Raw genomic sequence first — 13,408 nt, 5'->3', positions numbered from 1 at the left:
TAATGAATAGAGGATATGGGGAAACAAATTTATAATTAATAATCTTTCACTGGAAGGGCTGGCGAACAAGTCCTTCACTCTTCTAAAACTTCATGGGGAAAGCACTGTTCACGTATGGTTTACCTCCAATATTCCAAGATAGATATATGTGCTATGAAGTGAAGAAGTTTGGTGGAGATTATAAATTTATAGAGGGAGAGTTATTTACGTAATGTAGATAACTCTTTTTTAATTAAGAATTAAGAATTTAGAAGGATGGATGAAATTCCTACAGAATTTCTTTGATTTCAGTTGTTCTTACCAAATTTTCAATTTTGTAAGAACGGCAAAATACTCCTAGCTCAGCTAGGAGTATTTTGCTTTTAAACATTAGGAAATCTTCAATTTGCCAATTTTAAATTAAGAAAATTAAATTAAAGTTTCTCCGAATACAGTGAGGAGAAATCTCTATAATTCTTAATTACTACGCCATTTCTTCCCACTGTTCATAAAGCTCTGCAAGTTCATTTTCAGCATTTTGTAGCAGCTGATGCACCTCTTTGCTTTTGTCAGGGTTAGAATAAACTTCTTCTAAACATAATTGACCTTGAAGCTCTTCGATTGTTTCTTCAGTTTCAGCAATTTTGTTTTCGATGTTTTTGAGAAGTTTAGCCTGTTCTCTTTCAGCTTTTTCAGCTTCACGTTTTTTCTTTTTATCTAATTTGATTTGAGTTTTAGTAACACCAGAATACTCTTCCATCTGTTCGAATCTATGAGGGTTAGTTTTCTTTTCCACATAGTAAGAGTAGTTTCCTAGGTATTCTTTAACTCCATCTTCATTTAATTCATAGATCTTGTTGATAATTTTATTTAAGAAGTATCTGTCGTGGGATATAAGAATTATTGTTCCATCATAATTTAAGATGGCTTCCTCTAAAGCCTCACGGGACATAATATCGAGGTGGTTGGTTGGCTCGTCAAGAAGCAAGAAGTTTGACTTAGAAAGCATTAGCTTTAAAAGGTTAATTCTACACTTTTCTCCACCACTAAGTGTGGATATCTTCTTAAATACGTCATCTCCTGTGAATAAAAATGCGGCTAAAGCAGTACGAACTTCTGTGGTTGTCATGTGAGGGAAGTCATCCCATACCTCGTCGATGATAGCTTTACTTTCATTCAGGTTAGACTGCTCTTGGTCATAGTAACCTAAAAATACGTTTTTACCAAGGACCTTAACTCCACAGTCAGAAGGTTCTTTATCCATTATTATTTTGAATAAAGTTGTTTTACCACGTCCATTTTCACCTATAAGAGCAATTTTCTCTTCTCTTTTGATGTCTAAATTAAGTCCTTCAAATAGAAGCTTTTCTCCAAAGCTTTTCTTTAAATTTTCAATATAAAGAACATCATTACCACTCTTGATTTGAGTCTCAAAACGGATTCTGGAAGCTTTTGCTTCTCTAACAGGGGCATCTAATCTCTCCATTTTATCAAGAGCCTTCTGGCGGCTTTCAGCAGCCTTTATACTCTTCTCACGGTTGAAGGATTTATATCTTGCAATAATCTCTTCCTGGCGTTTGATTTCAGCTTGTTGAAGATCAAAAGCTTTTTGCTGAACTTCTCTGTTTTTTTCTTTTAAATCTATAAAGGCAGTATAGTTACCATTATAAGTTTCAACTCTTCCGCCTAGCAGCTCTACAGTTTTGTTTGTGATTGCATCAAGGAAAAATCTATCGTGGGAGATTACAACTATTGAACCTTTTACTTCTTTTAAATAGCCTTCAAGCCATTCGATAGCATCAAGGTCAAGATGGTTAGTAGGCTCATCAAGAAGCAGAATTTCAGGCTTTCTTAAAAGAAGCTTACATAGGGCTACCCTTGTCTTTTGTCCACCACTTAAAATTGCGATTGGCTTATCAAAGTCATTTTCAGTAAAGCCTAAACCTTTAAGAACTCTGCTAATTTCTCCTTTATAGGTATATCCACCACGGTTTTCATACACCTCTGTAAGCGTTGTATAATCTCTTATTATTTTATTATGGTATTCGACCTTAGAAGCATCATAAGGTTCATTCATTTTCTCTTCAAGGGTTTTAAGTCTGGCTTCCATCTCCATTAAGCTATCAAAGACTGTTAAAACCTCTGTGTAGATAGTGTTATTTGAATCAAGAGAAAGGTTCTGAGAAAGATAACCTAATTCCTTTGATTTATCAATATATAATTCCCCTTCATCGTATTCCATTTGATTAGTAAGAATCTTGAAAAGGGTAGACTTACCTGCACCGTTAGCACCTATAAGTCCAATTTTTTCACCTTCATTAACGTTAAAGGTTACATCTTTTAATATCATATCTATTCCAAAGTATTTACTTATATTTTTACAACTTAAAACTATCATTCATCTCACCGTCCTATAGGTATTTTAACACAAGTGAACATCCAAATCTATGATTTGGTTATGTGAACTTGCGCCTACGAACGAAGTGAGTAGGCGTTTCTTTTAAAAATAAAATCTACGATTTGGCTAAGTCGAACTTACTCCTATGAACGTAGAGAGTAGGAGTTTCATATTTTCACTGTATTCAGAGAAACTTTAATTTTATTGTTGGTTATGTTAAATTTGAATAATGTAATATTGAAAAATATGTATATGTAGAAAGTGTGAATCTAAAGAATAAAGATGTTAATAAATGTGAAATGGAGATGAAATATGTGTGAAGAGTGCTATGGAGAGAATAGAAGAATAACACTAGTACTAAAGCCATTGGAGTGTTTACAAAATCATATGTAATATATTTGTGGAACTTGTGGACGTTGTATATGTATAGAACATGATCCAAAGCGTGGAGTGCAAAGATGGAATTTCCCTTTTAAGTCTTTAGAAGTTGCAATACTTTATTTAAGAACTGCTGATTATACCATGAAAAAGTCATGTGGTATTTATGAAATAAAGAATGATAAAGGGCGAGTTTCCTATAAAATTTTTGCTGGAAGTGAGGAGTTAGAAGTTTACTTGAAAAAGAATAAGGATAAATTATGTGAGAAGATGACTACAGTTTTTTATGTTAATGAATATAGAGAATATCCAAATACAGAAGTGAGGAAATTAAGTTTCAATGAAATAGCTAGATATATGTCAGAGCGTTAATATTAAAGTGCTTGAAGTTATGAAATATAGAGGTTTTGGTAATAATATAAATGTGGGAAATTTTAAATTTTGAGATAAAAATATGTAACAAATTCGATTAGTGTAGTATAATAAAAAACATGAAGACGAAAGAGACTATTAAAAGATGCTTATATTAGTAAGGATTTAGTAGGAATTGCGAAGTTCGTATATATAATAAAATAAGGAGTGAGGTAATATGGAAAAGAAGAGAAGTATTTCTATGGCGGTTATAAAAAGACTTCCTAAGTATTATAGATATTTACGTGAATTAGATAAAAATGATGTTGATAGAATATCATCAAAAGAACTTAGTGAAAAGATTGGTTTTACTGCATCTCAAATTAGACAAGATTTAAACTGTTTTGGTGATTTTGGACAGCAAGGTTATGGATATAATGTAAAGGACCTATTATATCAAATTTCAGTTATCTTAGGGTTAAACAAAGCTTATAATACTGTTATTATAGGAGCAGGTAATATAGGGCAGGCTATTGCCAATTACACTACCTTTGATAAGATGTCATTTAACTTAAAAGGTATCTTTGATTTGAATGTTAAGCTGATAGGTTTAAAAATTAGAGACATTGAAATCAAGGATATGGATGAATTAGAAGGCTTTCTACAAGAGGAAGAGATCGATATAGCAATTATCTGTGTTCCAAAGAGCAGAGCTCAAGGTGTGGTTGATATGGTAACTAACAAGGGAGTTAAAGCTATTTGGAACTTTGCACCAATAGACTTAAAGGTTGCAGATGATGTAATTGTAGAGAATGTTCATTTAAGTGAAAGTTTAATGACTTTAAGTTACTTAATAAATGAAAGAAATGAAGCGAGAGAGCTTACTGAAGAAGAATAAAATTTTTAAAAAATAGTAATAAAATCAAAAAAAAAGTTATAGGATATGAGGATGAGAATTTTCATATCCTATAATTTTTTTAATTAACTTAGGAAATTTCAAATAAATTGTTAATAATCCTAAAATTCTTGAAAATGATAATTGGTAGGACTATAATAAGAATTGTAGGTACATAGCGACCAAAAACAAATTGTTAAATAAATAACTTAAATTGGGGGATGCCTATAATAAAGTTTCATGGGGGAATTTGTAATGGAATACACTAATGTAATCTTTGAAAAAGATGGTAACTTAGCTATCGTTAAAATCAATAGACCTAAAGCATTAAATGCATTAAATTCTGAAACGCTAAAAGAATTAAATTTAGTCATTGAAGAAATTTCAAATGATAAGGATGTATATGCAGTAATTTTAACAGGGGCTGGTGAAAAAGCTTTTGTTGCTGGTGCAGATATATCTGAAATGAAGGAATTAAATGCTGTACAAGGAAAGGCTTTTGGAACTTTAGGAAATAAAGTTTTCAGAAATTTAGAAAAACTAAACAAGCCTGTAATTGCTGCAGTAAATGGTTTCGCATTAGGTGGAGGCTGCGAACTTGCAATGGCATGTGATATTAGAATAGCTTCAGCTAAAGCTAAATTTGCTCAGCCAGAAGCTGGACTTGGAATAACACCTGGATTTGGTGGAACTCAAAGATTAGCTAGACTTGTTGGCGAAGGAAGAGCTAAAGAACTTATCTTCACTTGTGACATGATAAAGGCTGACGAAGCATATAGAATTGGGTTAGTTAATAAGGTTGTTGAGCCAGAAATGCTTTTAGATGAAGCTAAAGTAATGGCAGGCAAAATTATAAAAAATGCTCCAATAGCAGTAGCACAGTGCAAGGAAGCTATTAACAGAGGAATGCAGATGGATATAGATGATGCTATAGCCTTTGAAGCAGAAGCCTTTGGATTATGCTTTGCAACTGCAGATCAAAAAGAAGGAATGACAGCTTTCATAGAAAAAAGAGATAAAAATTTCCAAAATAAATAGATTCAATAAAACTTAATAGGTAGGGGGTATTACAATGAACTTTTCATTAACAAGAGAGCAAGAGCTTGTAAAACAAATGGTGAGGGAATTTGCTTTGAATGAGGTAAAACCAATAGCAGCTGAAATAGATGTTACTGAAGAATTCCCTATGGAAAACGTTAAGAAGATGGGCAAGTATGGTGTAATGGGTATTCCATTCTCAACCGAGTATGGTGGAGCAGGTGGAGATACCTTATCTTACATTATTGCAGTTGAGGAACTTTCGAAGGTATGTGGAACTACTGGTGTTATATTATCGGCACACACATCTTTAGGAGCTTCTCCAATAGCGCAATTTGGTACTCCAGAACAGAAGGCTAAATACTTACCAGATTTAGCATCAGGAAGAAAAATAGGAGCTTTTGGATTAACAGAGCCAAATGCAGGAACTGATGCAGCAGGTCAGCAAACAACAGCTGTTCTTGATGGTGACCACTACGTATTAAATGGATCTAAGATTTTTATAACAAATGGTGGAGTAGCAGACGTATTTATCGTATTTGCTATGACAGATAAATCAAAAGGAACAAGGGGAATTTCAGCATTTATAGTTGAAAAGAATTTCCCGGGTTTCTCTATAGGAAAAGTTGAGGACAAGTTAGGAATAAGAGGTTCATCTACTACAGAGCTAGTATTTACTGATTGTATAGTTCCAAAGGAAAATTTACTAGGTAAAGAAGGAAAAGGCTTTGGTATAGCAATGAAAACTCTTGATGGCGGAAGAATTGGTATTGCAGCACAAGCTCTAGGCTTAGCTGAAGGCGCTTTAGAGGAAGCTGTTGCATACATGAAGGAAAGAAAACAATTTGGAAGACAAATATCAGCATTCCAAGGACTTCAATGGATGGTTGCAGATATGGATACAAAAATCGAAGCTGCAAGATATCTTGTATATAAAGCTGCTTACAACAAGGATAAGGGGTTACCATATACAGTTGAAGCGGCGAGAGCAAAATTATTTGCATCAGAAGTAGCTATGGAAGTAACTACTAAGGCAGTTCAATTATTTGGTGGATATGGATATACAAAAGATTATCCAGTAGAAAGAATGATGAGAGATGCTAAGATAACTGAAATTTATGAAGGAACTTCTCAAGTTCAAAGAATGGTTATCTCAGGTAGTGTATTGAAGTAGGGGGGATTAAAGATGAAAATAGTTGTTTGCTTAAAGCAGGTTCCAGATACTAATGAAGTTAAAATTGATCCAAAGACAGGAACTCTTATTAGAGATGGCGTTCCTTCAATAATAAATCCAGATGATAAGAATGCTTTAGAAGGGGCTTTACAGCTTAAAGATATTCATGGAGGGCATGTAACTGTTATATCAATGGGGCCTCCTCAAGCTAAGGCTGCGTTAGAAGAAGCTTTGGCAATGGGTGCTGATGAAGCAATTCTTATTACAGACAGAGCCTTTGCAGGAGCTGATACATTAGCAACATCCTATGCATTAGCCTCAGCTATAAGGTCTTTAGATTATGACATAATATTTGCGGGTAGACAAGCGATCGATGGAGATACTGCTCAAGTAGGTCCAGAAATTGCAGAACATTTAAATATTCCTCAGGTGACTTACGTTGAAGAAGTTATAGAAGAAGATGAAGGCATATTAAAGGTTAGAAGAGCTTGGGAAGATGGTTATGAATATGTAAGAGTTCACACTCCTGCTTTATTAACTGCAATCGAAACTCTTAATAAACCAAGATATATGCACATAGCTAATATCTTCTCAATGAAGAAAGAGAAAGAAGTTAAGGTTTGGACAGTTGCTGACATGAAGGTAGATGTAGAAAGATTAGGACTTAAGGGTTCACCAACAAAGGTTAAGAAGTCAATGACTAAAGAACCAAAGGGACAAGGTGAGATTTTCGTTCTTCAGCCAAAAGAGGCTGCTGCAGTTGCACTTGCAAAATTAAAAGAGAAGCATTTGATCTAAATTTTAGGAAACTCCTTATTATTTCATTGGAAGGAGTGCTCAAAGAGTAAGTTGGTGTTTACGAATTATAGATTTAAACACTTACTTAAATTCTGCTAGCCAAATCATAGATTTGGAGCATCATTTAGGAGGGATTAACCATGAATATATCAGATTATAAAGGCGTATGGGTCTTCGCTGAACAAAGAGACGGGGAACTGCAAAAGGTTGCTTTAGAATTATTAGGTAAGGGTAGAGAAATAGCTGATAAACTGGGAGCTCCATTAACAGCTTTACTACTTGGACATAAAAATATAGATGAAATGACAGATAAATTAGGAGCATACGGGGCTGATAGAGTCTTAGTATGTGACCATGAATTATTAACTCACTATACAACTGATGGTTATACAAAGGTTATAGCTGAAGTTGCTAATATTGAAAAACCAGAAATAATATTTATTGGTGCAAGCTTCATAGGGAGAGATTTAGGACCAAGAGTTGCAGCTAGACTTGAAACTGGACTTACTGCAGACTGTACTGGTTTAGATGTTGATACAGAAAATAACAACAATCTTCTAATGACAAGACCAGCTTTTGGTGGAAACTTAATGGCAACTATCGTTTGTGGAGAACATAGACCACAAATGTCTACTGTTAGACCAGGAGTATTTGAAAAATTACCGTTAGATGAAGCAAGAGAATTTAAAGTTGAAAGATTTGAAGTTAAACTAGATTCTAAAGATATTAGAACTGAAGTAATAGAAGTTATTAAATCAATGAAGGAAACTGTTGATATAACTGAAGCTAATATCATAATATCAGGTGGACGTGGAGTTGGATGTAAGGAAAACTTCGCAATTCTTAAGGAAGCTGCTGATGCATTAGGTGGAACAGTATCAGGTTCAAGAGCAGCTGTAGACAGCGGTTGGATAGAAAAGGCAATGCAAGTAGGACAAACAGGAAAAACTGTTAGACCTACAATATATATTGCTTGTGGTATTTCAGGAGCAATCCAACACTTAGCTGGAATGCAGGACTCAGACTTTATAATAGCTATCAATAAAGATGCAGACTGTCCAATCATGAAGGTTGCAGATGTTGCTCTTGTTGGAGATTATGCTAAGATTCTTCCAGAAATAGTAGCCCAATATAACGAAATGAACAAGTAATAAATAATGTAGATTAATTTAAAAGACATAAAATAAAGCGAAAAGAGGAGATTTGGAAATGAAAAAGATTTGTATTTTAGGTGCAGGAACAATGGGATCAGGAATAGCTCAAGCCTTTGCAGTAAAAGGTTATGAGGTAATAGTAAGAGATATCAAAGATGAGTTCGTTCAAAGAGGACTTGGAATGATAACTAAAAATATTAACAAATTAGTTGCTAAGGGAAAAATGACTCAAGAGGTTGCAGAAGATGTATTATCAAGAATAAGTGGAACAACTGAATTAGCACACTTAGAAGATGTAGATTTAATAATTGAAGCTGCAGTTGAAAATATGGAAATTAAGAAATCTATTTTCAGAGAGTTAGATGAAATCTGCAAGCCAGAAACAATTTTAGCTACAAATACATCATCCTTATCTATCACTGAAATAGCAACAGCTACTAAGAGAGTTGATAAGGTTATAGGACTTCACTTCTTTAACCCAGCTCCAGTAATGAAGCTTGTTGAAATTATTAAAGGAATGGCTACATCTGAAGAAACTTACAACAAGATGGTTGAACTTTCAAATTCAATTGGTAAAGAGCCAGTTCTTGTTGAAGAAGCTCCAGGATTTGTTGTAAACAGAATTTTAGTTCCAATGATAAATGAAGCAGTTGGAATTTACGCTGAGGGTATAGCTTCTGTTGAAGGTATTGATAAAGCTATGATGCTTGGAGCTAACCACCCAATGGGACCTTTAGCTTTAGGTGATTTAATAGGCTTAGACGTTTGTCTAGCAATCATGGATGTACTATATCATGAAACAGGAGACTCTAAGTATAGAGCTCATAGCTTGTTAAGAAAATATGTTAGAGCTGGATGGCTTGGAAGAAAGTCAGGAAAAGGTTTCTACGACTACAGTAAATAATTTGAAAGGGTTGCCTTCTGCAACCCTTTTTGAATGAAAGATTAAGGTTGAAATTTACTAGGTAGATTTCTTGAATTTAATAGAATTTCGTAGAAATTTTTTCTCAAATTTTCATTTTTCACTTTTTGTTCTTCATTCATAAAAATTTTGGTCGAAATTTAGAATTTTAAAAGGGAAAAATAGTAATAATATAGAATAAGTTTACATAGTAAGCAATATATAATTAATGGGGGTACGTTTTATGTATAAGATTCTAGAGAAAAAGGTGTTAGCGCCTTCAATTTTTATGATGAAGATATTAGCGCCAAGAGTTGCTAAAGCTGCTATGCCTGGTCAATTTATTATTTTAAGAGTTGATGAAAAAGGAGAAAGAATTCCCTTAACTGTATGTGATACTGATGCTAATGAAGGCTCAGTAACAATAGTAGTTCAAACAATAGGCTGCAGTACTAGACAGATGGAAGGTTATGAAGCTGGAGATTTCTTCTATGACTTTGTAGGACCACTTGGTGTGGAATCAGAACTTATTTCAGAAGATAAAGACGAACTTAAAAAATTAAAGATTATGTTCATATCAGGGGGAGTTGGAGCTGCTCCAGTATATCCTCAAGTTAAATGGCTTCATGAAAACGGAATTAAAGCTGATGTAATTATGGGCTTTAAGAATAAAGAAATGGTTATTTTAGAAGAAGAAATGAAGTCTGTCTCTAATAATGTATATGTTGCAACAGATGATGGAAGCTATGGCTTTAAAGGAATGGTTACTAATCAATTACAAGCTTTAGTTGATGAAGGAAATCATTATGATTTAGTAGTGGCAATAGGTCCAATGATTATGATGAAGTTTGTATGTAAGCTTACAGAACAGCTTGGAATCAAAACAGTAGTAAGTATGAACCCAATTATGGTGGACGGAACTGGTATGTGTGGAGCTTGCAGAATAACTGTAGATGGCGAAACTAAATTTGCTTGTGTTGATGGTCCTGAATTTGACGGACACAAGGTTAATTTTGATGAAGCTTTAAATAGAAGCACTATGTATAAGGCTGAAGAAGCTGTTAAAAATACAGAAACCTATTGTGCAGCAGGAGGGATTAAGTAATGGATAGAATGAAGAGAACTCCAATTAAAGAGCAAGAGCCAAAGGTTCGTGCAGCAAATTTTGAAGAGGTTTGTCTTGGATACACAGTTGAAGAAGCTGTTGCAGAGGCATCAAGGTGTTTAAACTGCAAAAATAAACCTTGTACATCAAAGTGCCCAGTATCTATTGATATTCCAGAATTCATAAGCCATATTAAAGAAAGTAACTTTGAAGAAGCTGCAAAGGCTTTAGATAAGTACACTGCATTGCCAGCGGTTTGTGGAAGAGTATGTCCACAAGAACTTCAATGTGAAAGTAAATGCGTTCTTGGAATAAAGGGTGAAGCTGTTGCGATTGGCAAGCTTGAAAGATTTGTAGCTGACTGGGCTAGAGAAAACGATGTTGATTTAACTAAAGAAATAGAGAAAAAAGGGAAAACAGTTGCAGTTATAGGTTCCGGTCCTGCTGGAATCACTTGTGCAGGTGAACTTGCAAAAATGGGCTATGACGTAACAATATTTGAAGCCCTTCATGAAGCTGGTGGAGTTTTACAATATGGTATTCCAGAGTTCAGACTACCTAAGGATACTGTTGTAAAACATGAAATAAATAACTTAAAGAAGCTTGGTGTAAAAATCGAGACTAACGTAGTTGTTGGAAAAACAGTGAAAATTGATGAGTTAATGAATGATGAAAAATTTGATGCTGTGTTTATTGGTTCAGGAGCTGGACTTCCTAAATTCATGGGAATACCAGGAGAAAACTTAAATGGAGTATTCTCTGCTAATGAATTTTTAACAAGAAACAACTTAATGAAAGCTTTCAAAAGTGAATATAAGACACCTATCAGACCAGGTCAATGTGTAGCTGTTGTTGGTGGAGGAAATGTTGCTATGGATGCTGTTAGAACGGCTTTAAGACTTGGTGCAGAAGCTCATATAGTGTATAGAAGAAGTGAAGCAGAGCTTCCAGCTAGAGTTGAAGAAGTTCATCATGCAAAAGAAGAGGGAGTAATCTTTGATCTTCTTGTAAACCCAATTGAAATCCTTGGAGATGAAAAGGGCTGGGTTAAAGGTATGAAGTGTGTAAGAATGGAGCTTGGAGAGCCTGATGAATCAGGAAGAAGAAGACCACAAGCTGTAAAAGGTTCAGAATTTATAATAGACTGTGATACAGTAATAATGTCTTTAGGTACATCACCAAACCCATTAATACCAGCAACTACAGAAGGTTTAGAGACAAATAAGTACAAATGCATTGTTGCAGAAGAAGAGACAGGCTTAACTTCTAAGGAGCGTGTTTATGCCGGTGGAGATGCAGTTACAGGTGCTGCAACAGTTATCCTTGCAATGGAGGCTGGTAAGAAGGCTGCAAAAGCTATTGATGAACAGCTAAGTAAATAAGAATTAAAAGGGAATTTCATTCAATATTTATTGAAGATAATCACCCAAAAGTAAATTCTAGTAATTAAATTTAAAATTGAAAGTGTCAGTTTTGGCCACTTACTTAAGAGCCATCTTTTAAAGTTATGTAAAATCCTTTAAAAGGTGACTCTTTTATAGTATAAATATAGTAAAGGTAAACAATGGGTAATTAAATTAAAAGTTAAAATTTTTGTTTTGGAGATAACGGAATAAAATCAAAGGATAAGGAGGGAGAAAGATGTTATTAAATAAAGTAAGAAAATTTTATGACGGTGAGTATGATTTAAATTGTGCGGAAACAATATTATACGCGGCTAATGAAGAATATGAGCTGAACTTAACTAAGGAAACTTTTAAGACAATGGCAGCCTTTGGTGGCGGCATGGCGATTGAAGATACTTGTGGAGTGGCAACGGGAGCAATTTGTGTTCTTGGAATAATGTTTACAAAGGAAAGAGCTCATGAGAGTGAATATGTTAAAGGCCTTACAAGGGAATTCATGGATAAATTTAAAAATAAGTGTTCAACTTTAAACTGTGCAGCTTTAAAACAGCTTTATAGAAATGATGAGATTAGATGTATAAAGCTTGTGGAAGTAGGAGCAGAGATTTTGGATAAGATTATAACAAGGGAAATAAAAGCATTAAATTAAAGGGTAATTAAATTAAAGGATATAAGGTTTTTAAGAAGAAATTAATAAGGAAACTTAAATTTATGTTAAATTATCAGAAAACATGCTTTAAATATGCTATAGAAGTGAATAATACTTAGATGAGAAATGAAAAATTAAAGTTGAAGGACAAAGGATGAAGTAAAGAATTTCTAAGGAATTATTAACATAAAGAGACTAATTAAGGAGTTTTAATACTAATTATTAAGTTTTCATTCTTAATCTTTAATTTAATGAGCAAAAGAGGAGGTATATTCGTGGATTTTAAAGAAGCAATTGAAAAAGAAGGGAAAGTAATATTAACTGAAGTTAAAAACTTTGAACTTCCACATATTTTTGACTGTGGACAATGTTTTAGATGGAATCAACAGTCAAATGGTAATTATATTGGAGTTGCCTTTGGAAGAGTTATAGAAGTTGAAAAACATGGTGATACCGTTACTATATATAATACAAATTTAAAGGATTTTAATAAAATCTGGGTTGAGTATTTTGATTTAGAAAGAGATTATTCAGCAATTAAGGCAGAATTTGAACAGGATGAACTTTTAAGAAAGGCTGTAGAGTTTGGTTATGGAATAAGGTTATTACAGCAGGATCCTTTTGAAATGTTGATTTCATTTATAATATCTGCTAACAATAGAATTCCAATGATTAAGAGAGCTATTGAAAATATCAGCAGAACCTATGGCAAGAAGCTTGAATATAATGGAGAGACATATTATGCTTTTCCTACTATAAAAGAGTTCCAAGAGGCTACTTTAGAAGAAGTTGAAGGCTTAGGTGTAGGTTTCAGAGCAAAATATATAGTTAAAGCTTTAGAGGATTTAGCTAATGGAACCTATGATTTAACTGCAATCAGATTAAGTGATGATGATACCTGACATGAAGGGCTTAAGAATTTTAGTGGTGTTGGGCCGAAGGTTGCAGATTGTATCATGCTGTTTTCTATGGGTAAATACTCTGCATTCCCGGTGGATGTATGGGTTAAGAGAGCAATGCAGTATTTTTATGTTGCGCCAGACGTATCACTTCCAAAGATAAGGCAGTTTGCAAGAGATAAGTTTGGTAATCTATCAGGCTTTGCTCAGCAATATTTGTTCTATTATGCTAGAGAGAATAATATAAAAATAGATGAGGATTAGTTTTTAATCCTCATGCTAT

11 protein-coding genes and 1 pseudogene are annotated in these 13,408 nt (G+C 33.9%); 11 read left to right on the top strand and 1 reads right to left on the bottom strand.

Annotated features, from left to right (window positions below; genetic code table 11):
* Positions 1-463 precede the first annotated feature (463 nt).
* Entirely contained in the window at positions 464-2,377 is a 1,914-nt protein-coding gene (gene abc-f, locus BN1075_RS08380) for a ribosomal protection-like ABC-F family protein (RefSeq protein ID WP_040192672.1), read from the bottom strand.
* 450 nt (positions 2,378-2,827) lie between these two features.
* Here abc-f and BN1075_RS08375 point away from each other — a divergent pair, with 450 nt between their 5' ends.
* The 11 genes and pseudogenes from BN1075_RS08375 (at position 2,828) to BN1075_RS08325 (ending at position 13,389) form a co-directional block, all read left to right on the top strand.
* Positions 2,828-3,127 (top strand): hypothetical protein, encoded by a 300-nt coding sequence (locus tag BN1075_RS08375; protein ID WP_407637968.1) that lies wholly within the window; start codon positions 2,828-2,830, stop codon positions 3,125-3,127.
* Between the two features lie 217 nt (positions 3,128-3,344).
* A complete protein-coding gene (locus BN1075_RS08370) occupies positions 3,345-4,004 on the top strand; it encodes a redox-sensing transcriptional repressor Rex (protein ID WP_040192671.1) in 660 nt (219 codons plus the stop codon).
* Between the two features lie 252 nt (positions 4,005-4,256).
* Positions 4,257-5,039 (top strand): short-chain-enoyl-CoA hydratase, encoded by a 783-nt coding sequence (locus BN1075_RS08365; RefSeq protein WP_040192670.1) that lies wholly within the window; start codon positions 4,257-4,259, stop codon positions 5,037-5,039.
* 34 nt (positions 5,040-5,073) lie between these two features.
* A complete protein-coding gene (locus BN1075_RS08360) occupies positions 5,074-6,213 on the top strand; it encodes an acyl-CoA dehydrogenase (RefSeq protein ID WP_040192669.1) in 1,140 nt (379 codons plus the stop codon).
* A 12-nt stretch (positions 6,214-6,225) separates the two neighbouring features.
* Positions 6,226-7,011, top strand: a complete 786-nt coding sequence (locus BN1075_RS08355) for an electron transfer flavoprotein subunit beta/FixA family protein (protein ID WP_040192668.1) — start codon at positions 6,226-6,228, stop codon at positions 7,009-7,011.
* A 140-nt stretch (positions 7,012-7,151) separates the two neighbouring features.
* Positions 7,152-8,162, top strand: coding sequence for an electron transfer flavoprotein subunit alpha/FixB family protein (locus BN1075_RS08350; RefSeq protein ID WP_040192667.1), 1,011 nt, complete (start codon positions 7,152-7,154; stop codon positions 8,160-8,162).
* A gap of 58 nt (positions 8,163-8,220) precedes the next feature.
* On the top strand, positions 8,221-9,069 hold the full coding sequence (locus BN1075_RS08345; RefSeq protein ID WP_040192666.1) for a 3-hydroxybutyryl-CoA dehydrogenase: 849 nt from the start codon (positions 8,221-8,223) through the stop codon (positions 9,067-9,069).
* A gap of 241 nt (positions 9,070-9,310) precedes the next feature.
* The gene (locus BN1075_RS08340; protein WP_040192665.1) at positions 9,311-10,171 is read left to right on the top strand and encodes a sulfide/dihydroorotate dehydrogenase-like FAD/NAD-binding protein; all 861 of its coding nucleotides are present in this window, start codon (positions 9,311-9,313) and stop codon (positions 10,169-10,171) included.
* Entirely contained in the window at positions 10,171-11,553 is a 1,383-nt protein-coding gene (gltA, locus tag BN1075_RS08335; protein WP_040192663.1) for an NADPH-dependent glutamate synthase, read from the top strand. Before BN1075_RS08340 ends, gltA begins: the two co-directional genes overlap by 1 nt.
* Before the next feature lie 259 nt (positions 11,554-11,812).
* Positions 11,813-12,226, top strand: a complete 414-nt coding sequence (locus BN1075_RS08330) for a C-GCAxxG-C-C family (seleno)protein (protein WP_040192662.1) — start codon at positions 11,813-11,815, stop codon at positions 12,224-12,226.
* Positions 12,227-12,501: 275 nt separating this feature from the next.
* Positions 12,502-13,389 (top strand): annotated as a pseudogene (locus BN1075_RS08325) (DNA-3-methyladenine glycosylase family protein).
* Positions 13,390-13,408 lie beyond the last annotated feature (19 nt).

Source organism: Clostridium culturomicium (assembly GCF_000821305.1).
GTDB classification, from domain to species: Bacteria; Bacillota; Clostridia; order Clostridiales; family Clostridiaceae; genus Clostridium_J; species Clostridium_J culturomicium.
The sequence above is the reverse complement of the archived record's forward strand: the minus strand, read 5'-3'. Positions and strand labels throughout refer to the sequence as shown.

What these genes read in the sequence shown, in the direction of transcription:
- BN1075_RS08345 (WP_040192666.1), top strand. Translation starts at nt 8,221, where the DNA reads ATGAAAAAGATTTGTATTTTAGGTGCAGGAACAATGGGATCAGGAATA.
- BN1075_RS08350 (WP_040192667.1), top strand. Translation starts at nt 7,152, where the DNA reads ATGAATATATCAGATTATAAAGGCGTATGGGTCTTCGCTGAACAAAGA.
- BN1075_RS08355 (WP_040192668.1), top strand. Translation starts at nt 6,226, where the DNA reads ATGAAAATAGTTGTTTGCTTAAAGCAGGTTCCAGATACTAATGAAGTT.
- BN1075_RS08340 (WP_040192665.1), top strand. Translation starts at nt 9,311, where the DNA reads ATGTATAAGATTCTAGAGAAAAAGGTGTTAGCGCCTTCAATTTTTATG.
- BN1075_RS08370 (WP_040192671.1), top strand. Translation starts at nt 3,345, where the DNA reads ATGGAAAAGAAGAGAAGTATTTCTATGGCGGTTATAAAAAGACTTCCT.
- BN1075_RS08360 (WP_040192669.1), top strand. Translation starts at nt 5,074, where the DNA reads ATGAACTTTTCATTAACAAGAGAGCAAGAGCTTGTAAAACAAATGGTG.
- abc-f (WP_040192672.1), bottom strand. Translation starts at nt 2,377, where the DNA reads ATGATAGTTTTAAGTTGTAAAAATATAAGTAAATACTTTGGAATAGAT.
- BN1075_RS08330 (WP_040192662.1), top strand. Translation starts at nt 11,813, where the DNA reads ATGTTATTAAATAAAGTAAGAAAATTTTATGACGGTGAGTATGATTTA.
- gltA (WP_040192663.1), top strand. Translation starts at nt 10,171, where the DNA reads ATGGATAGAATGAAGAGAACTCCAATTAAAGAGCAAGAGCCAAAGGTT.
- BN1075_RS08365 (WP_040192670.1), top strand. Translation starts at nt 4,257, where the DNA reads ATGGAATACACTAATGTAATCTTTGAAAAAGATGGTAACTTAGCTATC.